The organism is Streptomyces sp. NPDC058001 (assembly GCF_042886315.1).
Lineage (GTDB): Bacteria > Actinomycetota > Actinomycetes > Streptomycetales > Streptomycetaceae > Streptomyces.
Window position 1 is genome coordinate 47334 of record NZ_JBHVQT010000004.1, and the last position, 20472, is coordinate 67805.

Consider the following 20472-nt stretch of genomic DNA (forward strand, 5'->3'; position numbering starts at 1 on the left):
CGCGGACGCTCACCAGGGCTCTTCCGCGCGCAGTGCGGTCAGCGCGTCGCCCAGCCGGTCGCTGCCGTCACCGACTCGCATCCGCGGCCGGTGGCCAGGGTGCGCCGCGGCCCTGACTTGGCCTTCCGCCGCGAGCCGGTCGAGTACGGGCGTCGCGTCCCGGTCCTCCTCCGGCCCCGTCACGTGATCGACCACGCGATGCCGTCCAAGATGTCGTGTTCGCTGACCACGACCTCCTGGGCGTTCACGCGTTCCATGAGGGACTGGAGGATCAGGGCGCCTGCCGCGATGACGTCGACCCGGCCAGGGTGCAGGACCGGGATCGTCGTGCGTTCGTCGTGGGTCGAGGTGAGCAGGCGGGTGGTGATCTCGCGGACCTTGGCGAACGGGATACGGGCGTGGTGGATCGCCGTCGAGTCGTACGCGGTGAGGTCCAGGGCGATGGCCGCGATCGTGGTGACCGAGCCCGCCAGGCCGACCAGGGTGTGGGCCTCGCGCAGCGGGACCCTGCGTTCGGCGAGGTCGAGCGCCGCTTCGACGTCCGCGCGTATGGCGTCGATCTCGGCGTCGGTCGGCGGGTCGGACGCGACACCGTCGTGCACGAGGTGCCGCTCGGTCATCCGTACGCAGCCGATGTCGACGGACCGCGCGGCGCGTACCTCGCCGTCGCCGACCACGAACTCGGTGGAGCCGCCGCCGATGTCCACGACGAGATAGGGCGTCGCCAGGTCCTGGCGGCCGGTCAGTTCCCGGGTCGCGCCGTGGAAGGAGAACGCGGCCTCCTGGTCCCCCGAGATCACCTCGGGCTCCACCCCCAGCGTGTCGAGGACGCCGCGCGTGAACACATCGCGGTTCTCGGCGTCGCGCGAGGCGGAGGTGGCGACGAAGCGGACCCGCCGCGCACCGTGTTGCTTGATGAGGTCCGCGTACTCACGGCAGGCCGCGAAGGTCCGTTCCAGCGCCTCGGGGGCGAGCCGTCCGGTGCGGTCGACGCCCTGGCCGAGCCGGACGATCCGCATCCGCCGGTCCAGATCGGTGAGTTCACCGGTCACGGGGTCCGCGTCGGCGACGAGCAGCCGGATGGAGTTCGTACCGCAGTCGATGGCGGCGACCCGGGTCACCGGCCGCTCTCCCCGGCCGCGCACGCGCCGGCCTCGACCGTCACGCAGGGGCCCTTCGCCCACCACTCGGGGAGCATCGCCAGGGCCTCGTCACCGAGCGGGTTGACCCCGGGCCCGGCGGCCAGCGAGTGCGCGACCAGGACGTGCAGGCATTTCACCCGGTCCGGCATTCCACCGGCGCTGGGGAACCCGGTGAGTTCCTCGATGGTGTCGCGGCGCCGGATGTAGTCCTCGTGCGCCGCCCGGTACGCGGCGGCCAGCTCCGGATCGGTGGCAAGGCGCTGCGTCATCTCCTTCATGACACCGCCCGCCTCAAGCGTGCCGATCGCGGACGCGGCGCGCGGGCAGGTCAGGTAGTACAGCGTCGGGAAGGGCGTGCCGTCGGGCAGCCGGGGCGCGGTCTCCACGACGTCCGGCTGTCCGCAGGGGCAGCGGTGCGCGATGGCCCGCAGCCCGCGCGGAGGTCGGCCGAGCTGTTCCCTGAACGCCGCGACATCGGCGTCGGTCGGCTCGGTACGCGGAGTGGTCGGCGGGGGCGTTTCCATGCCTGAAGTCTTGATCTTTCCATCGGTTCGGAGTGCGGGACGGACGGTCAGCGGCGGGTTCGGTCCGCCTTGTCGACGCCCTCCCAGACGTTCGTGTACCAGGGGCGGTCGGCCGCGGCCCGGTCGGTGCGCTTCTGTCCCGCGGCGCTCGGGTCGACCACCGTGTAACCGGTCTCGCCGGGCATCACATAATGCAGCCGCTCACGGATGCGGTGCTCGGCGTAGGCGTCGTCCTGCCAGCGGGCCTTGGCGTCGCGCAACTGCTCGACGCGCTCACGGGCCTGCTCCTTCTGCCGCCGCACATCGGCGATCTCGGCGCGCTGGGACACGTACTGCCGCATCGGGTACGCGAGCGCGACCACGAGGGAGCACAGGACCAGGGCGAGCAGCGCGGCCCGGCCGGTGAGCCGGGAGCGGCGGGCCTGCCGCTTGGTCTGGGAGCGGTACACGCGCGCGGCGGTCTGCTCACCGAGCAGCCGCAGCCTGGTCGCGGTGGAGAACCGGTCCCGGTCCTTGACGGCCATCGTGTCCCGCCTCCCCGTCATGTACGTACGTCCCCGCACACGGTACGGGACCGGGTGCGGGGACGTACGGAGGCCGGGGTGAGCAACCGGGGAAGCAGCGCCCGGAGGAGGGCCGGCCCCTGATCAGCCCTTGGTCAGCCCTTGTAGCGCGGGAAGGCGCTGCGGCCCGCGTACACGGCCGCGTCGTCGAGGATCTCCTCGATGCGCAGGAGCTGGTTGTACTTGGCGACGCGCTCGGAGCGGGCCGGGGCGCCGGTCTTGATCTGGCCGCAGTTGGTGGCGACGGCGAGGTCGGCGATGGTGACGTCCTCGGTCTCGCCGGAGCGGTGCGACATCATGCACTTGAAGCCGCTGCGCTGGGCCAGTTCGACGGCGTCCAGGGTCTCGGTCAGCGAACCGATCTGGTTGACCTTGACCAGCAAGGCGTTCGCGGAGTTCTCCTCGATGCCACGGGCGAGGCGCTCCGGGTTGGTGACGAACAGGTCGTCGCCGACGAGCTGCACCTTGTCGCCGAGCTTCTCGGTGATGACGTGCCAGCCGGCCCAGTCGTCCTCGAACAGCGGGTCCTCGATGGAGATGAGCGGGTAGGCCGCGACCAGCTCCTCGTAGTACTCCGTCATCTCGGCGGCGGAGCGCTCCTTGCCCTCGAAGAGGTACTTGCCCTCCTTGTAGAACTCGGAGGCGGCGACGTCGAGCGCGAGGGCGATCTGCTGGCCGGGTACGTAACCGGCCTCCTTGATCGCTTCCAGGATGAGGTCGAGCGCCTCACGGTTGGAGCCGAGGTTCGGCGCGAAGCCGCCCTCGTCGCCGAGTCCGGTGGCCAGGCCCTTGGTCTTCAGCACCTTCTTGAGGGTGTGGTAGACCTCGGTGCCCCAGCGCAGCGCCTCCGAGAAGGACTCCGCGCCGATCGGCGCGATCATGAACTCCTGGATGTCCACATTGGAGTCGGCGTGCGAGCCGCCGTTCAGGATGTTCATCATCGGCACCGGCAGCAGGTGCGCGTTGGGGCCGCCCAGGTAGCGGAAGAGCGGCAGGTCGGACGCCTCGGCGGCGGCGTGCGCGACGGCGAGCGAGACACCGAGGATGGCGTTGGCGCCGAGCGAGGACTTGTCCGGCGTGGCGTCCAGGTCGAGCATCGCCTGGTCGATGAGGCGCTGCTCGGTGGCGTCGTACCCGACCAGCTCCGGGCCGATCTGCTCGATGACGGCGAGTACGGCCTTCTCGACACCCTTGCCGCCGTAGCGGTTGGCGTCTCCGTCGCGAAGCTCCAGGGCCTCGAACGCTCCGGTCGACGCACCGGAGGGGACGGCGGCACGACCCGTGCTGAGGTCGTCGAGGCCGACCTCGACCTCGACCGTGGGATTGCCTCGGGAGTCCAGGATTTCCCGGGCTACGACGACGTCGATGGACGGCACGAGCATCTCCTTTTATGGGATGTGACGCGGGTACACGATGTGACGCGGGTACACGGGGCCGCGTGGCCTCGCGGACATGAGCCTAACGGGCCCGGGGGCATCGGCCAGTCCGCCGCCCACCTCCTGGACAGAACCGAGAGCAAATTGTTTCTGAACGAAACAAACCGGAGCCCCGCCCCGGCGCGTACGGGGGTACACGCGCCGGAACGGGGCGGCCCTGGGAGAGAGGGCGGTTTCGGTGAGGGACCTCGGAACCTCGGGTCTGTGTGACCTTGAGGTCCGTACGGTCTCGGGTCAGCTCAGGTGGAGCTGCTGGCCCGGGTAGATCAGGTCGGCGTCGTCGATGATGTCGTCGTTCGCCTTGAACAGCGCCTGCCAGCCGCCCTTGACGCCGTGCGCCTGGGCGATGCCGCTGAGCGTGTCGCCCTTCTTCACCTTGTACTCGCCGTTGCCCTTCTTGACCGTCTTGCCGGTCGGGGTCTCGACGGTCTTCGGGGCGGTGCGCTCCTGCGAGCGGGACGCGCGGTCGCTCTGGCTCTGCGCCGGGGCGCTCTGCTCCTGCGACGGCTGGGCGGGCTTTGCCGGCTGGGCGGGCTGCGTGCTGCCCGAACCGCCGTTGTACGAGGTGTTGGAGAGGCCCACGCCACAGGTCGGCCAGGCACCCTTGCCCTGTCCGGCGAGTACCTTCTCGGCTATCTCGATCTGCTGGGCCTTGGACGCCAGGTTGGCGGTCGACGCGTAGGCGGTGCCGCCGTACGCGGCCCAGGTGGAGGCCGAGAACTGGACGCCGCCGTAGTAGCCGTTGCCGGTGTTGATGGACCAGTTGCCGCCGGACTCGCACTGGGCGACGGCGTCCCACTCGGAGGCCGTGGCGGCGGAGGCGGTGCCGGACGCGATCAGCGGGGCGGCGACGGCCGCGCCGGCGACACCGGCGAGCGTGACGGCACGGGTGGTGCGGTCGAGAGTGGTCGGGCGACGGTGCTTGCCCTTGCCGGAAAACAGCATGAGAGATCCCCTCACCGACGCCTGCGAGGTGAGCTGTCGGGTTCGGGCCGTGTGAGTTGCCCGGCCGTGCGCCCCTGGCGCACGACTTCACCCCTAGCCGGTCGGCGGTCGCTCTCACGGAGTCGCGGTGCTGCTGCGACTCCGCCGGCGGCCTCGCCCGGCACTTACCTTGGGTCCCCCGCTCCTGCCTACGGCGCTTGACGCGACGACTGTTCCCGAACGGCCGTCGGCAGGATTCGGCGTGACGGCCCTCGGTGCCCGCTGTGGCGAGCGATCCTGACGGTAGACATGCGAACGGCCCTTTTTCAAAGCCGATCGAGGCCGGTGAGACCCATCTCTCACTCTCGCCAAATCGGACATTAGGCCCGAACTACCGCTGTGCGGTGTCCGATTCGGGAAGAAGTTCAAGGCTCTGGCCTGGCAGGATCAGGTCCGGGTCGGTGCCGACGGTCGACTTGTTGCCGGCGTAGAGAGCGGACCATCCACCCTTGAGGTCATGGCTGTCGGCGATGCCCCAGAGGCTGTCGCCGGGCCGCACGGTGTAGGTGCCGTCCGCCGCGCCGCGCTCACCCTCGCCGCGTGAGGCGTGCCGGCCGGCGGAGTCGTCGGCGCGGGATGCGGCAGCGTCCTCGGTGCCCTCGTCGGCCTCGTCGCCGCGATGGCGGCCGGTGGCCGAGGAGTCGCCGGACGCGCCACTGCCGGAACTGGCCGCGTTTTCATCCAACTTGGTGGGGTTGGTGGTGGGGTCGGTCGACTTGTCCGTCTTGCCGGTGGAGTCCTGGTTCTTCCCCTTGGAAGGAGTGGAGCCGTCGGACGTGGGGGACGAATCGGGCGAGGTGGAGGGAACCGGCGATTTCTTCGCATCTGACGAGTTGCCCGGCTTCGTGGTGCCGTTCGCCGAACCGGAACTCTTGCCCGGCGCCCCCGAGGGAGCCGCACCCGGGTCGACGTCCGCCTTCGCACCGCCCTTGGTGAGCCCGGCGATCGGGGCGCAGCTCACCCAGGCGTCCGGACCCTGCACCGCGAGGACGCGCTCGGCGACCGCGATCTGCTGGGAGCGGCTGGCCAGGTCCGCGCGGGGCGCGTAATCGAGACCGCCGAAGTCCTCCCAGGTCTCCTGCGCGAACTGGAATCCTCCGTAGTACCCGTTACCGTGATCGGCGCTCCAGGAGCCGCCGCTCTCGCACTCCGCGAGCCGGTCCCAGGCGGCGCCGTCGGCGGCGTGCGCGCCGGTCGCGCCGAGCAGCGGGATGGCGAGGGCGGAGCCTGTCACTCCGGCCGCGACGACCAGGGCAGGCGCCTGGCGGGGGCGACGGTGACGACCGTTCCCGGAGAGCATGCGGTGGCCTTTCGTGGGACAACTGGGCCGACTGCGGCACATGGGGACCGCCGAGTCGACGTGAACGTAGCCGGATTCGAACGCTGGTCACAAGTCGATGCAGCGCAGATCACATGAAAGTCACAGACGTGACGGATCGTCAGTTCACGGTGGGTTCACGGGGATCACTGTGGGTTCACGGGATCACTGGGGGTTCCGGCGCGCGGGGCGTGAAATGTACGGGCAAGGTACGCAATCCGCGCATGATGAGTCCCCCACGCCATCTCAGGTCGGCCGGTTCCACGGCGAGTTGCAGATCGGGCAGGCGGCGCAGCAGGGTCGCGAGGGCGGTACGGCCCTCCAGACGGGCCAGCGGGGCGCCGACACAGTAGTGGATGCCGTGCCCGTATCCGAGGTGCGGGTTGTCGCGGCGGGCGAGGTCGAGGGTGTCCGGTGCGTCGAAGCGCTCGGGGTCGCGGTCGGCCGCCGCGAGGACGACCAGGACGGGATCGCCCTGCGGAATCTCCTGTCCCCCGATCCGCAGGCTCTGCGTGGCGTACCGCCAGGTGGCGAGTTCCACCGCCCCGTCGTAGCGCAGGAGTTCCTCGATCCCGGTCTCCAGGAGTCCCGTGTCACCGTGCGCGAGGCTTTCCTGGAGCAGCGCCCTCTGCGGGGGGTTGCGCAGCAGGGCATGGACCCCGTTGCCGATCAGGTTGATCGTCGTTTCGAAACCGGCGAAGAGCAGCACGAAACACAGGGCCGCCGCCTCGTCCTCGGTGAGGTGCTCGCCGTGGTCCGAGGCGCGGATGAGCCCGGAGATGAGGTCGTCGTCGCCCTGCTCGCCCAGGTCTTCCCGCTTGCGGTGGATGAGGTCGGCGAGATAGCCGCGCATCTTCTTCACGGACCGGGCGACACCGCCGCGCGGGCCGCCGCCGTGACGGATCATCATGCCCGCCCAGTCGCGGAAGTCGTCCTGGTCCTCGCGGGGGACGCCGAGCAGATCGCAGATGGCGTAGATGGGGAGCGGGAAGGCGAACTCGTGGATGAGGTCGGCGCTGCCCCGCTCCGCGAAGCCGTCGATCAGCTGATCCGTCAACTCCCGTACCCGGGGCGCGAACTCGGCGACCCGGCGCGGCGTGAACGCCTTCGACACCAGGCGCCGCAGCCGGGTGTGGTCCGGCGGGTCGATGTTGAGCAGATGCGTCATGAGATTGGCGCTGCGCTCACCGGGGATGCCGGTCCTGCTCTTGCCCGGGGCGTCCTCGGCGTGGTGCACGGGATTCTTCGACAGCCGCTGGTCCGCGAGCGCCTGTCTGGCGTCCGCGTACCGCGTGACGAGCCACGCGTCGACTCCGCTGGGCAGTCGGGTGCGGTGCACGGGCGAGTGTTCCCTGAGCCAGGCGTACGCCGGGTACGGGTCGGTGGCGAACTCCCAGCTGAAGAGTTCCGGTGCGGCGTCGGTCACCGGGGGATCTCGGCGGCGCGGATCGCGTCGCGGTAGGCACGGGCGGCGGCCCGCAGCGCGGCCTCGGGGTCGACGCCGTCCGCCTCCGCGCGGACCGCCATGGCGAGCAGGTCGTACCCGATGCCCTCACCGGCCGGCGCCGGTACCTCCAGGCCCGCGGTACGGACGCGGGACGCCAGCTTCGCGGCGAGTGCGAGCCCTGGCTGTCCCAGCGGCACCCCGTCGGTCACCGAGTCGCGCTGCTTCTCCTCGGCCTTGGTGCGCAGCCAGTGTTCCTTGACGTCCTCGGGGGTCTCGGCGGTGGCGTCGCCGAAGACGTGCGGGTGGCGGTGGATCAGCTTGGCGACGATACCGGCGGCGACGTCGTCGATGGAAAAGGGCTCGTCGCCCTCGTCCGGGCCGCCCTCCTCGGCGATCCGCGCGTGGAAGACGACCTGGAGCAGGACGTCCCCCAGTTCCTCGCGCAGTTCGTCGCGGTCGCCGTCCTCGATGGCCTCGACCAGTTCGTACGCCTCCTCGATCCCGTACTTCGCCAGGCCCTCGTGCGTCTGCCGCGAGGACCAGGGGCACTCGGTGCGGATCCGGTCCATGACCTGGACCAGGTCGAGGAGCCGGGCGCCCGGCAGGTCGTACGAGGCGGGCAGCAGCTCCAGATCGGGCATCGCGACCCGCCCCGAACCGGCGAGCCGGGCGAGTCCATCGGTGAGCCGGGACTCACCGTCGGCACCGGCCAGGACGACGACGGTCCGGGGGCCGATGTCGGCGAGGTCCTGCGCGGACGGCGAGACCAGGTCGACGGTGACGCCCGCCTCGCGAAGGTACGGAAGCTGAGGATGCCCGGGATCCCGACACAGCACCTGATCGGCACCGTGCAACACCTGCCAGGCGTCCCAGGAGAGCAGCCCGGGGGCAACCCGATGACTGGTGGTCAACAGAACAACCCGCCCACCGGGACCAACAGCACCAGATACATTCACAGCTCGAACGTACAACCCACCACCACGGACGACCCCTGCGGGTGGGTTGTGTGAAGGGCCCGCCCTTCACATCCGCCGCGGCGGCGCCAAGCCACCGCGTGGCATACCGGCGGTGCCAAGCCCACCCGGACCGGGGAACCGGTCAGGGCGCCCCCGGCGTCACGCTTGTGTCGGCTGCGACGCAGTCACCTCGTGGAGCCATGGCGTCTTCGTGTCCACCCGGCCGCTCTTCTTGACGTCCCACGCTCCGTAGCGGGGGTTCAGGTCGATCGAGAGTTGCTTGGACGCCTTGCTCAGGGCGTTCCAGAAGACCGCCTGGCCCTCGGTGGTGTTCATGTCGATGCCGAGCGCCTGGGCGAGCTTCTGGGCCTCGACCTCGGTGCGCAGGTTGTCGTCCAGTCGCGACGGCGGCACGTTGTACTGCTGCAACCAGGCCGTTTGCAGGGCCTTGAGGCCGCCCGCCTGCTTCTCCAGGTTGCCGCGCACCGCCTGGATCTCCTTGCGCGAGACGCTGACGCCTGCGTCCTTGGCGGCGCGGTCCAGCACCTGGTCGAGGACCATCGTGTGCAGCGTGGACCGGGTCAGCCCGCCGGACTTGGCGACCACCTGGTCGTACTGCTCCTGGTTCGCCGTGACGTTTCGCTGCGCGGTCCGCACCTCGTCCACGCGGCTCTCCAACTGCGCGACCGTGATGCGCTGCCCGCCGACGACGGCCGCCGCGCCCGGATGCGCGTCGCCGCCGCAGGCGGTCAGCAGTGGGGCCCCCGCGATCAGCGCGACGGCGGAGACGGTGACTGCGGTGCGACGGCGGCGGTGCAAAGGAGCCTCCCGGCGGCGAGATTGTGCGTCGGTGCACAAAGTCTTGCGGTGATCGATGGTAGGCAGTGGCCGCGATCTCGGCCACTGATTCGGCAGCACAGTTTCGACACTGACCCCACCAACGAGGCGGGACGATCCGGGGCACGCCCGACACAGCCCCCCACAGCATCCCGTACCGGACCGCACACCTACCCCCGTACCTGCCCCAGCCAGTGCAGTGTCCGCTGGACCTCCGCGGGCAGCGGATGGCTCGGTCCGTGCAGTCGCTCGGCGTCGTGCAGCAGCCGCACCAGCGTGTCGTGCGCGGCGGCCCGGTCACCGAGGGCGAGCAGCAGATGGCCGATCCGGCGCCGGATGTCGAGCGGCAGATCGGGGTCGGCGGCGGTGTACGGATTCTCCGCGTACCGGTTCTCGTAGTACGGCAGCAGCGCCCGGTACTCGGTGAGCGCGGCGGCCGGTTCGCCGAGCTGTTCGAGGCACTGCGCCGCGTCGTACCGGAAGCGCAGCGACTGCGGGTCGGCCGGCCCTGACTCGGCGGCCCGCTCGTCGGCGAGGCGGCGCAGCTCGGGCAGGGCGCGCCGGTACTGGCCGTCGTCCATCAGCGTGGCCGCGTACTGCTTGCGCAGGGTGCGGACGACCGGCGAGTGCTCGCCGTGCTGGGTGGCGGCGGCCGGGAGGATCGCGCCGAGGATGTCGACGGCCTGCGTGATGCGGCCCTCGCCGAGCAGCCGCTTGACCTCGTCCACGGCGGCGGCGACGTCGGGGCGCCCGGCGGGCGGGGCGACCGCCGCCTCGGGGCGCGGCGCGGGCGTGACCGCGCGGTCGGGCCAGGGGGCGTGCGGGCGCAGGAACGGGCGCGTGGGGTCGAGCGGGCCGCGGGTGGGTGTGCCGCGCGCGGGGAGCAGCGGCAACAGCTCCTCGTACACCTCCTGGGCGCTGGCCGGGCGGTGCTGCGGGTCCTTGGCGAGGAGCCGCAGGACCAGCGATTCGAGGGCGTCGGGGACCTCGGGCCGCAGCCGGCGCACGGGCAGCGGCGGCTCGTAGAGATGGCGGTGCAGGACGCCAAGCGCGGTGGACCCGGCGAACGGCACGTCCCCGCTGAGCAGTTCGTGCAGCAGCACCCCGAGCGCGTACAGATCGGTGTACGGGCCGACCGCGCCGCCCATGGCCTGCTCGGGCGCCATGTACGCGGGGCTGCCGATGGGGGATCCGGTGTGCGTGAGGCGGGTGGTGTCGGTGTCCATGACGGAGGCGACACCGAGGTCGAGGACGGTGACGGTGCCGTCCTGCTTCACCATCACGTTCCGCGGTTTGAGGTCGCGGTGCACGATCGGGACGGCGTGCACCGCGGAGAGCACGGCACACAGCTGCGCGGCGACGGCGACACCCCACTGCCACGGGTACGGGTCGTGTTCGGCGAGATGGTCGGAGAGGTCGGCGCCGTCCACGAACTGCATGACGAGATACAGCTCTTCGACGTCGCTGCCCGCGTCGTGCACGGTGACCAGGCCGGGGTGGTCGACCTGGGCGGTGACCCTGCACTCGCGCACGAAGCGGCGGCGCAGTTCGTCGGCGTCCTGGCTGTCGGGGCCCGCGACCTTGTCGGGGCGCAGCAGCTTGACCGCGACGCGGCGGTCGAGCCGCTGGTCGTAGGCCGTCCAGACCTGGCCCATGCCGCCCTGGCCGATGAGCGAGGACAGGGCGTACCGCTCGGCGACGACGCGCGCGGTCACCGGCCGCCCTCCTGCCCGCCGCCGCTCTGGTCACGGTCCTGGTTGCGCAGATAGTCGCTCAACTCGTCCAGCTCCGCGCGGACCTGGTCGATCCGCGCGGGCGCGGGCCGCTGCGGCTGCGCTTGCGGTGGGGGCTGCGGGACGGGCGCCGGGGTCATGGGCGGGGGCGTGGCGAAGTGCGGCGCCGCGAAGGGCGGGGGCGTACCGGGCACCGGCTGCCCGCCGGACTGCCGGATCTGCTGCTGGAGGGGTGGCGGAACGGCGACCGGGGGCGGGGTGCCGAGCTGCTGCGGGTAGCCGTACCCCGCCGTCGGCGATATCGGGCCCGGCACGGGCGGCAGCGGGACTACTCCGTACGGCAGCGGGGGCACCCGGAAGTGGTGGAAGTCCGAGTACAGGAAGTAGACCGCGCCGCCGAACGCCGAAAGCAGCAGGAGGCCCATACCGGCGTCGCCGCGCCAGGTGCTGAGGTCGTCGGTGCCGTCCGCGACGAGGAGCCCGAAGGCGGCGACGAGCGCCGCGAGCGAGGCGAAGAACAGGACCCAGTCCCGCCGCTTGCGGGTCACGATCGCGATCCGCAGCATCGTGCCCCAGGCCAGGAAGCCGATGCTCCCCAGCGCGAGCGCCACGAAGATCACCCGCAGGACCACCAGCAGCGCGGTCGAGGGGCGGCGCTGCGGCGGCGCGAGGCCGTGGCCGTGCATGGCTGCTCCGTAAGGTGTCGGGTGCCCCGAGGTCGCGCGACGGGGCACCTGTTCGTGGTCGGACGTGCGGTGCGGAGTCCGAGCGTATAGGCCGACTCGGACATGCGGTCCCGGGTGGTACCGAACCGTTGCCGTACTGATCACGCCCGCCCGTTCCCCGCAGTTCCCGGAGGCCACGGGTCCGTTTGGCCGGGTCCGGTGACGGTGCCCGGCGGGGGCGGTCGAGGGCTTGGGCGGGGGCACGGTCGGGGATTCGGTCGAGGGCTCAGTCGGGCGTGACCGTGCCGTCCGTGAGGCCGTCGTGCATACCGCGTACGAGCTGTTCGCCGAGGCGCCCGGCGAGCCGCAGCGCGTCCTCGAACGCGGCGAGCGTACGGAACCGTTCGCCGTACCGCGCCTGCTGGTCAAGCGGGACCCTCGGCAGCTGGAGCCGGCGGACGTCGAGCCGGGTCGCGGTGGACGCGTAGCTGCTGGCCTGGCGGTTGTTGGCGGTGCCGCGGAGGAATCCGGCGAGGAACCACGGGTCGAGCGCGGCCGGGTCGGGCCGCAGCAGGGTGAGGTTGCGGCCGAGCGCGGCGCCCTCGGTGGTCTCGTCGATCACGCGCGCGACGGCGCCGCCGCCGAGTACGGGCACGACGACGTCGCCGCGTTCCGTCAGCACGGTGTCCTCGCCCGCGTCGCCCTCCGGCAGCGCTCCGGACGGCGCGGCTCCGGCGAGGACGTCGTGATCGGTGAGCACGGGCACGCGCGCGATGTCGGCGCCGGAAGCACCCGTACCGCTTTCCGCGGGGCCGACGGAACCTCCCGTACCGCCGCGTGTGGGGTCGCCGGAACCACCCGTACCGCTGCCTGTGGAGCCGCCGGAAGCACCGCGCGCGTGGCCGATGCCCGCGCTGGTCGATGTGCGCAGCACCAGCGCGCCCGCGCGGGCGAGTTCGCCGACGGTGGTGGTCGGCCAGTACGCGGCGCGGGGTGCTTCGGCCGGGACGGGCGGGGGCGCCGGGGTGAGGTCGCTGGTCAGCCGCAGGGTGTCGCCGAGGCGGGCGCGGACGGTGGCCAGTTCCTCGGCGCCGCCCCCGGCGGCGGGCGGCGGCAGATGCCGGGCGGGCGCCAGGTCCACGTCGTCGTCGAGGAGTTCGATGACCGGCACCGACCGGCTCAGGCCCGGCACCTCGGCCGCCGCGTCGCCCTGCTCGAAGGGCCGCCAGGCGTTCAGGACGGCGGTGCGCACGGCCTGCCAGTCGGCGCGGGCGCGTGCCTCGGTGTCGCTCTCGGCGGTGTCCACGAGGAGCAGTTCGGGCTGCGCGGGGTGCGCGCCGGGCGCGGGGCGGCGCAGTACCCACAGGTGCAGCGGGATGTTGTACGGGGGTGCCGAGCCCGCGGGCAGCGCGATCACGGCCCGCAGGGCGCCCCGGCGCAGCAGATCGGCGCGGATCCGGCGCCCCGAGCGGCGGGACGCGGCGGCCGGCGGCATCAGTACGACGGCGGTGCCGCCGTCCCGCAGATGGGCGAGCGCGTGCTGGACCCAGGCCAGCTCCGATTCGGTACGGGCGGGGAACCCGTACTCCCAGCGTGTGTCGTAGGCGAGTTCGTCATGGCCCCAGTTGCGTTCGTTGAACGGCGGGTGGCACAGGACGGCGTCCACGGCGAGTTTCGGGTACGCGTCGGCGCGCAAGGTGTCGCCCACGCGCGCGTGCACCTCGGCGTCGGTGTGCAGGGCGAGCCGCAGGGCGGTCAGCGCGGCGAGTTCGGGCGCCGCGTCCTGCGCGTACACGGCGGCGGGCGCGCGGACGGCCCGCAGCAGCGCTCCGGTGCCGGAGGCGGGGTCGAGCACGGTACGGGCGTCACCGGCCAGCTCCGCCATCAGCTCGGCGGGGCCGGCCGGGGTGAGCGTGTACTGGCGCGGGTTGGCGTCAAGGTGGCGCCCGAGCAGGAACTCGTACGTGTGACGGGTGCCCAGCTCGGCCGCCAGCTCGGCGACTCCGCGCAGCAGGGGGACGGAGGGGGCGAGTTCGGCGGCGGAGGGGACGGCGAGGGCGAGGGTGCCGGGGAGCGGGGAGGCCGAACCCTGGGCCGCGGGGGGCGGGGTGTTCACAGCCTGCTGTGAACCGAAGCGGGCCGCGAGTACCTTCGCCAGCGCCGGCGGGAGCAGTTCCGCCACGCGCGCGTCGGACACGGCGGCCATCTCCAGCCAGTCGGTCGGCCGGTCCCGGACCAGGAGCAGCACACAGCCCGCGTGCACCAGGGCGGTGACGGGTCCCGCGGGGTGTCCGGCGAGCTGCTGCCAGATCCGCTCGCGCAGCGGCACCTCGGCGAGTTTCCCCTGCCTGCGCAGCCAGTCCTCGACCTCGGTGAGGGCGAAGGAGGGGCTGGTCTCGGTGCCGCCCACGGGGCGCGGGAAGTCGGTGTGCCGGCGTCGCCAGTTGCTGACGGCGGCACGCCCGACCCCCGCGAGCCGCGCGATCCCGGCGGCGGTCACCTCCGTGGCGTTGTCCTGCACGCACCGCTCCCCTCGCGACTGCCGTGGCCTGCCTGCTCGGGCCAGGGCTGCTGTTGTGGCGATGAGCATACCCAGCAAGGCAAGACCGGCCTCTTCACGGCGTGAATCGCCGATTCACCGTGAACCGTGTTGACTCGGTTCACAGCATCTGTTCTTATTGACCCAGCGAACGAACGGCCGCCGAAAACGGCGGTCGCCACTCGGGAGGGGACACAGCCATGGGGATGAAGTCGAAGCTCGCGCTCGGCGCCGTTGTCGGGATCACGATCATCGGCGCGGTGTCGTGCAGCGCCGCCGACGACAGTGCCAAGGACGACAAGTCCTCCTCCGTGACCTCGGGCTCCGACGGCCAGGCGAAGGACAAGAAGGACGACAAGAAGGCCGAGGACGCCGCCGACAAGGGCGAGAAGAAGGGGTCCCAGGCCGACCAGTTCAAGGACTTCGTCAACAAGAACGGTACGGCCAAGGAGAAGGAGGCCGCCGGTCACATCACCAAGATCCAGGGCGCCGAGGAGCAGAACGACATCCTCGACAGCGTCGACATCTACACCGACTACACCGGCGGAATCATGGGCAAGGGCCAGGCTCCCTCGCAGCTCATCGCCTCCTCGTTCGCCGACTGGAAGACCAGCAAGAACGGCCTGGTCACCGTGTACGACGCCGACGGCGAGATGCTCGGCAACGGCAACTTCTGAGCCACGGCACCTTCTGAACCACCTGAGCCACGGCACCTTCTGAGCCACGGCGAGCACACCTTCCCGGCCGTCGCCCGCCCCGCCCCCGCCGATTCGGCCCCCGCCGACCGGCCCCGTAACCCCGGGCCCGCCACCGGACACCGCGTCACCCCACCCCACACCCCACACTCACCACCGCACTCCCTGGGGGGAACTCCCATGCGCCGCTCCACCATCGCCGCCCTCTGCCTCACCGCCGTCACCGCCACCGCGCTGACCGCGTGCGGCACCGGGACCAAGGACGGATCCGACTCGTCCAAGAAGTCCACGTCCACCAGCTCGACGCCCAGCCCCACGAAGAAGGCGGCGTTCGCCGATCTGTCGGGGCAGGAGATCGTCGACAAGGCCGTGAAGGCCACCCGGGCCGCCACCTCGCTCACCATCAAGGGCGACGTCCCCGACGACGGCGGCGGCACCATCTCGCTCGACATGGCCCTCGACCGCAAGGGCCAGTGCGCGGGGACCATGGGCATGAACGGCGAGGGCACGGTCGAGCTGATCAAGAACAGCGACACCGTCTACATGAAGTACGACGAGGAGTTCCTGCGCGCCCAGGGCAAGGGGCAGCCCAAGGACGAGACCGACGCCGTGGTGGACATGCTCGCCGACCGCTGGGTCAAGATGAGCGCGACCAGCGAGGACGCCAAGGACATGGCCGACTTCTGCGATCTGGACACCGTGCTGAAGGAGTTCGACGACATCCACTCGGCCGCCCGCAAGGGTGAGGAGACGACCGTCGACGGCGCGCCCGCCTTCTCGCTCTCCGAGAGCGAGGGCAAGGACCGCTACACCATCTACGTCGCCACCGAGGGCAAGCCGTATCTGCTGAAGGTCGAGAACGCCGCCGGGAAGAAGGGCGAGACCATCACCTTCACCGACTACGACAAGCCGGTGCCGGCGAAGGCGCCCGCCGACAAGGACGTCGTCGACATCGACAAGCTGGGCTGACCCGCACCACCCACCTACGACCCGTACGACCGCACCACCCGCATGACGACAGTGCCCCGGATGCCCTACGGCGTCCGGGGCGCCGTCGTCATCAGGTCGCCGGCCTCATCGGGGCGCCCTCGTCACCGCGCCTTGAACCGGGACGGCGCCTGCGTCGGATTGCCGCCCTTCGGCAGCGCACGGTCAGGGCAGCCCGACAGGACCTTCCGCATAGCGTCCCGCTCGGCGGTCGTCACCCACAGCTCGTACTTCTTCTTCACGGCGACCTGGTGGGCCACGTAGTCACAGCGGTACGCCTTGTTCGGCGGCAGCCAGGTCGCCGTGTCGCCGTCGCCTTTGCTGCGGTTGGGGCCCGCGTCCACGGCCAGCAGATTCAGCGGGTCGTTGGCGAGGGCTATGCGCTTGCTCGCGTCCCACTTCTGGGCGCCCTTCTGCCAGGCGTCCGAGAGCGCCACGACGTGATCGATGTCGATCTTGCTGGCGCCCCGCCGGAACGTCACTTCTTTGCCCGTGTACGGGTCCTTGGTCAGCGTCCCGGAGACGACCGTGCAGTCGCCGTCGGAGAACTTCACCCCGTCCAGGTCCCGTTTGAGTATGTCGTCACGGGTGGGGCAGCCGTTGGAGTCGGTGTCCGCCCACGCGCTGCCGAACCGGGCCCGGTCGAAGCCGGTCTTCGGCGCGCGGCCCTTGACCGTCAGCTCGTCCACGGCGGCGAGCGCGGAGCCCGCCTCGCCCTCGGCCCCGGGCGCCGATGAACCATTGCCGACCGACACCGAGCAGCTCGCGGCCCCGGTGAGCAGCGCGACCGTCAGGGCCGTCGCCGCCGTCCCCGCGACCCTGCGCGTCCGTCCCCGTATGTGCGCACCGACGACCTCAAGCGTCATCGCGCTCCCCCCGTTTCCCTACGATCCCTGTGTCACCCCGCCGGACACCTTTCGGTCGTACGGCGGGGCACTGACTACGACCCCAGGATCGTAGTCAGGAACTCCCCCGTCCATGCCAGCAGTTCACGTCCCGTCAGCGGCTTGCCGCCGACCTTCGCCGTCTTGGGGCGCGGGACCAGGATCTGATGCGTGGTCGGCTTGATGACGGAACCCGGGTAGAGCCGCTTCAGACGCAGCTCCTGCGACTCCCTCAACTCCACCGGCGCGAAGCGGATGTTGGCGCCCTGGAGAACGATCTCGCCGACCCCGCAGGCGCGCCCCAGCATCCGCAGCGCGGCGACGAGCAGCAGATTCTCGACGGGCTCGGGCAGCTTGCCGTACCGGTCGGTGAGTTCCTCACGGACCGAGCGGATGTCGTCCTCGGTGGTGGCCGACGCGATGGAGCGGTACGCCTGGAGGCGCAGCCGCTCGCCCGGCGCGTAGTCGTGCGGGACATGCGCGTCGACGGGCAGCTCGATCTTGACCTCCAGCGGCGGCTCTTCCTCCACGCCGCCGTCCAGAGACGCCCGGTAGTCCGCGACGGCCTCGCCGACCATCCGTACGTACAGGTCGAAGCCGACGCCCGCGATGTGCCCGGACTGTTCGCCGCCGAGCAGATTGCCCGCGCCGCGGATCTCCAGGTCCTTCATCGCGACATACATGCCGGCGCCCATCTCGGTGTGCTGCGCGATCGTCGCCAGGCGTTCGTGGGCGGTCTCCGTCAGCGGCTTCTCCGGCGGGTACAGGAAGTACGCGTATCCCCGGTCGCGGCCCCGGCCGACGCGTCCGCGCAGCTGGTGGAGCTGGGAGAGGCCGAAGTTGTCGCCGCGCTCGACGATGAGGGTGTTGGCGTTGGAGATGTCGATGCCCGACTCGACGATCGTCGTGGAGACCAGGACGTCGAACTTCTTCTCCCAGAAGTCCACGACGACCTGTTCCAGGGACTGTTCCGACATCTGGCCGTGCGCGGTCGCGATCCGCGCCTCGGGCACGATCTCGCGCAGCCGCGCGGCGGCCCGGTCGATCGACTCGACCCGGTTGTGGATGTAGAAGACCTGGCCCTCGCGCAGCAGTTCACGGCGGATGGCCGCGCCGATCTGCCGTTCCTCGTAGGGCCCGACGAACGTCAGCACCGGGTGCCGCTCCTCCGGCGGCGTCGTGATCGTCGACATCTCACGGATACCGGTGACGGCCATTTCGAGCGTCCGGGGAATCGGCGTCGCGGACATCGTCAGTACGTCCACATTGGCGCGGAGCTTCTTCAGCTGCTCCTTGTGCTCGACGCCGAACCGCTGTTCCTCGTCCACGACGACCAGGCCCAGATCCTTGAACTTGGTCTCCGACGAGAACAGCCGGTGGGTGCCGATGACGATGTCGACGGAGCCCTCGCGCAGGCCCTCCAGGGTCGCCTTCGCGTCGGTGTCCGTCTGGAACCGGCTCAGCGCCCGCACATTCACCGGGAACTGCGCGTACCGCTCGCCGAACGTCCCGAAGTGCTGCTGCACCAGCAGCGTCGTCGGTACGAGTACGGCGACCTGCTTGCCGTCCTGCACCGCCTTGAACGCGGCGCGCACCGCGATCTCCGTCTTGCCGTACCCGACGTCGCCGCAGATCAGCCGGTCCATCGGAACCGTCTTCTCCATGTCCTCCTTGACCTCGGCGATCGTCGTGAGCTGATCGGGCGTCTCCGCGTACGGGAACGCGTCCTCCAGCTCGCGCTGCCACGGCGTGTCCGGTCCGAAGGCGTGTCCGGGCGCCGCCATCCGCGCGCTGTAGAGCCGGATCAGGTCCGCCGCGATCTCCTTGACGGCCTTCTTCGCGCGGGCCTTCGTCTTCGTCCAGTCGGCGCCGCCGAGCCGGTGCATCGTGGGCGCCTCACCACCGACGTACTTGGTGATCTGCTCCAGCTGATCCGTCGGGATGTACAGCCGGTCACCGGGCTGGCCGCGCTTGGCGGGCGCGTACTCCACGACCAGGTACTCGCGCGTCGCGCCCTGCACCGTGCGCTGCACCATCTCGATGTACCTGCCCACGCCGTGCTGCTCATGGACGATGTAGTCGCCGGTCTCCAGCGTCAGCGGGTCGATGGTCTTGCGGCGCCGCGCGGGCATCCGCCGGCCGTCCTTGCCCGCCGTGCGCTGCCCGGTCAGATCGGTCTCGGTGAGGACCGCGAGCCGCAGCGCCGGGTCCACGAACCCGTACTCGACGGAGCCGCACGCCACCTGCACCACCGACGGCGTCAGCTCGGCGAGGTCGCCCCGCTCGCCGTCCCGCGCGACCAGGCGGGCCGCGATGCCCTCGCCGCCGAGCACCTCGACCGTACGGGCCGCGGGGCCGTGGCCCTCGGTGACGAAGACGACACGCCAGCTGTCGGCGAGCCAGCCCTTGGTGTCGGCGAGCGCCTTCGCGGTGTCGCCCCGGTAGGACTCCGGTGCGTGCATGCCGAGCTTCAGGGTGTCCCCGTCGGCGCGGGCCAGGGCGATCTCCACGGGGTCGGCGCCCGCCCCGCCGGTGCCCAGGTCGGCGTCCGCCTCACCGGCCGCGAACGGCGACACCGACCACCACATCATCCCCAGCTCGCGCGCCCGCTCCCGGACGTCCGCGATCGACCAAAGCGACGCGGCGCCGACATCGATGGGGGCCTCGCCGCCGCCCGCCGTCGCCGCCCAGGACGCCTGAAGGAACTCCTGGCTCGTCGCCACCAGGTCCGCCGCCCGGGTCCGCACCCGCTCCGGGTCGCACACCACCGCCATGCTGCCCACCGGCAGCACGTCGAGCAGCAGCTCCATGTCGTCCACCAGGACCGGGGCCAGCGACTCCATGCCCTCCACGGCGATGCCCTCGGCGATCTTGCCGAGGAGTTCGCCCAGCTCCGGGTGGGCCTCGGCCAGCGCCGCCGCCCGCCCGCGCACCTCGTCGGTCAGCAGCAGCTCCCGGCACGGCGCCGCCCACAGTCCGTGCTCCGCGACCTCCAGGGACCGCTGGTCGGCGACCTTGAAGTACCGGATCTCCTCGACGTCGTCGCCCCAGAACTCCACCCTCAGGGGGTGCTCCTCGGTCGGCGGGAACACATCGAGGATGCCGCCGCGGACCGCGAACTCACCGCGCTTCTCGACCAGCTCGACCCGGGCGTACGCGGCTGCCGCGAGGGCGTCCACGATCTCGTTCAGGTCGGCCTGCTGTCCCGTCCGCAGCGCTACAGGTTCCAGGTCCCCGAGGCCCTTGACCTGCGGCTGGAGCACCGACCTGATCGGGGCGACCACCACCGACACCGGGCCCGTCTCCGGGTCGTCGGCGCGGGGGTGCGCGAGCCTGCGCAGCACCGCGAGCCGGCGGCCCACCGTGTCCGAACGCGGCGACAGCCGCTCGTGCGGCAGCGTCTCCCACGACGGGTACTCCACCACCCCGTCCGGGGGCAGCAGCGAGCGCAGGGCCGCCGCCAGGTCCTCGGCCTCACGGCCGGTCGCCGTGACGGCGAGTACCGGGCGGTGTGCCTCGCGGGCGAGGGCGGCCACCGTGAAGGGACGGGCGGCCGGGGGGCCCACCAGGTCGACGTGCATACGGTTGCCGTCCTGGGCCGCCCGCACCGCTTCGGTGAGTGCGGGGTCCTCGCGGACGGCGTCGAGCAGGCCGTGCAGGCTCATGAAGGGGTTCCATCCCGGCTCGGTGGGGCAACGCGAACGGCCCGACTCGTGGGACGGGCCGGGGGTCCCCAGCGTACGACGTGCCGTCGGCTGACCG

Annotated in this window: 17 protein-coding genes and 1 riboswitch; of the genes, 2 read left to right on the forward strand and 15 right to left on the reverse strand. The window is 71.4% G+C overall.

What is annotated here, in order from left to right:
* Positions 1–9 precede the first annotated feature (9 nt).
* The 13 genes from ACFVT5_RS09985 to ACFVT5_RS10045 all read right to left on the reverse strand — a co-directional run bounded on the left by ACFVT5_RS09985 (position 10) and on the right by ACFVT5_RS10045 (position 14126).
* Positions 10–183 carry a hypothetical protein gene (locus tag ACFVT5_RS09985; RefSeq protein ID WP_389883747.1) on the reverse strand — a complete coding sequence of 58 codons (174 nt, stop codon included), beginning with the start codon at positions 181–183 and terminating at the stop codon, positions 10–12.
* Entirely contained in the window at positions 180–1121 is a 942-nt protein-coding gene (locus ACFVT5_RS09990) for an exopolyphosphatase (RefSeq protein WP_389883750.1), read from the reverse strand. The genes ACFVT5_RS09985 and ACFVT5_RS09990 overlap by 4 nt, the downstream gene beginning before the upstream one ends.
* Entirely contained in the window at positions 1118–1666 is a 549-nt protein-coding gene (locus ACFVT5_RS09995) for a DUF501 domain-containing protein (RefSeq protein WP_389883753.1), read from the reverse strand. The genes ACFVT5_RS09990 and ACFVT5_RS09995 overlap by 4 nt, the downstream gene beginning before the upstream one ends.
* 47 nt (positions 1667–1713) lie before the next feature.
* Positions 1714–2190, reverse strand: a complete 477-nt coding sequence (locus ACFVT5_RS10000; RefSeq protein WP_389885208.1) for a septum formation initiator family protein — start codon at positions 2188–2190, stop codon at positions 1714–1716.
* Positions 2191–2324: 134 nt separating this feature from the next.
* Positions 2325–3605, reverse strand: a complete 1281-nt coding sequence (eno, locus tag ACFVT5_RS10005; RefSeq protein ID WP_389883756.1) for a phosphopyruvate hydratase — start codon at positions 3603–3605, stop codon at positions 2325–2327.
* Between the two features lie 294 nt (positions 3606–3899).
* Complete coding sequence (locus tag ACFVT5_RS10010) at positions 3900–4610, reverse strand: transglycosylase family protein (RefSeq protein WP_389883759.1); 711 nt, start codon at positions 4608–4610, stop codon at positions 3900–3902.
* 3 nt (positions 4611–4613) lie between these two features.
* Positions 4614–4816, reverse strand: a riboswitch (cyclic di-AMP (ydaO/yuaA leader).
* Positions 4817–4980: 164 nt separating this feature from the next.
* The gene (locus ACFVT5_RS10015; protein ID WP_389883762.1) at positions 4981–5949 is read right to left on the reverse strand and encodes a transglycosylase family protein; all 969 of its coding nucleotides are present in this window, start codon (positions 5947–5949) and stop codon (positions 4981–4983) included.
* A 175-nt stretch (positions 5950–6124) separates the two neighbouring features.
* The gene (locus ACFVT5_RS10020) at positions 6125–7393 is read right to left on the reverse strand and encodes a cytochrome P450 (RefSeq protein ID WP_389883765.1); all 1269 of its coding nucleotides are present in this window, start codon (positions 7391–7393) and stop codon (positions 6125–6127) included.
* Positions 7390–8370 carry a nucleoside triphosphate pyrophosphohydrolase gene (locus tag ACFVT5_RS10025; RefSeq protein WP_389883767.1) on the reverse strand — a complete coding sequence of 327 codons (981 nt, stop codon included), beginning with the start codon at positions 8368–8370 and terminating at the stop codon, positions 7390–7392. Before ACFVT5_RS10025 ends, ACFVT5_RS10020 begins: the two co-directional genes overlap by 4 nt.
* Positions 8371–8529: 159 nt before the next feature.
* Positions 8530–9189 (reverse strand): SurA N-terminal domain-containing protein, encoded by a 660-nt coding sequence (locus ACFVT5_RS10030; RefSeq protein ID WP_389883770.1) that lies wholly within the window; start codon positions 9187–9189, stop codon positions 8530–8532.
* Between the two features lie 188 nt (positions 9190–9377).
* A complete protein-coding gene (locus tag ACFVT5_RS10035) occupies positions 9378–10889 on the reverse strand; it encodes a protein kinase (protein ID WP_389885211.1) in 1512 nt (503 codons plus the stop codon).
* A gap of 29 nt (positions 10890–10918) precedes the next feature.
* Positions 10919–11626 carry a hypothetical protein gene (locus tag ACFVT5_RS10040; RefSeq protein WP_389883772.1) on the reverse strand — a complete coding sequence of 236 codons (708 nt, stop codon included), beginning with the start codon at positions 11624–11626 and terminating at the stop codon, positions 10919–10921.
* Positions 11627–11891: 265 nt separating this feature from the next.
* Positions 11892–14126 carry an N-6 DNA methylase gene (locus ACFVT5_RS10045; RefSeq protein WP_389883774.1) on the reverse strand — a complete coding sequence of 745 codons (2235 nt, stop codon included), beginning with the start codon at positions 14124–14126 and terminating at the stop codon, positions 11892–11894.
* 218 nt (positions 14127–14344) lie between these two features.
* On the opposite strand from ACFVT5_RS10045, the gene ACFVT5_RS10050 reads away from it, so the two are divergent.
* Both ACFVT5_RS10050 and ACFVT5_RS10055 read left to right on the forward strand, forming a co-directional pair.
* Positions 14345–14821, forward strand: a complete 477-nt coding sequence (locus tag ACFVT5_RS10050; protein ID WP_389883777.1) for a hypothetical protein — start codon at positions 14345–14347, stop codon at positions 14819–14821.
* A 198-nt stretch (positions 14822–15019) separates the two neighbouring features.
* Complete coding sequence (locus ACFVT5_RS10055) at positions 15020–15808, forward strand: hypothetical protein (RefSeq protein ID WP_389883780.1); 789 nt, start codon at positions 15020–15022, stop codon at positions 15806–15808.
* Positions 15809–15930: 122 nt separating this feature from the next.
* On the opposite strand, the gene ACFVT5_RS10060 is transcribed toward ACFVT5_RS10055, so the two are convergent.
* Together ACFVT5_RS10060 and mfd are read right to left on the reverse strand one after the other, a co-directional pair.
* Positions 15931–16692, reverse strand: a complete 762-nt coding sequence (locus ACFVT5_RS10060) for an HNH endonuclease family protein (RefSeq protein ID WP_389883783.1) — start codon at positions 16690–16692, stop codon at positions 15931–15933.
* A gap of 74 nt (positions 16693–16766) precedes the next feature.
* A complete protein-coding gene (gene mfd / locus ACFVT5_RS10065; RefSeq protein WP_389883786.1) occupies positions 16767–20375 on the reverse strand; it encodes a transcription-repair coupling factor in 3609 nt (1202 codons plus the stop codon).
* Positions 20376–20472: the final 97 nt, after the last annotated feature.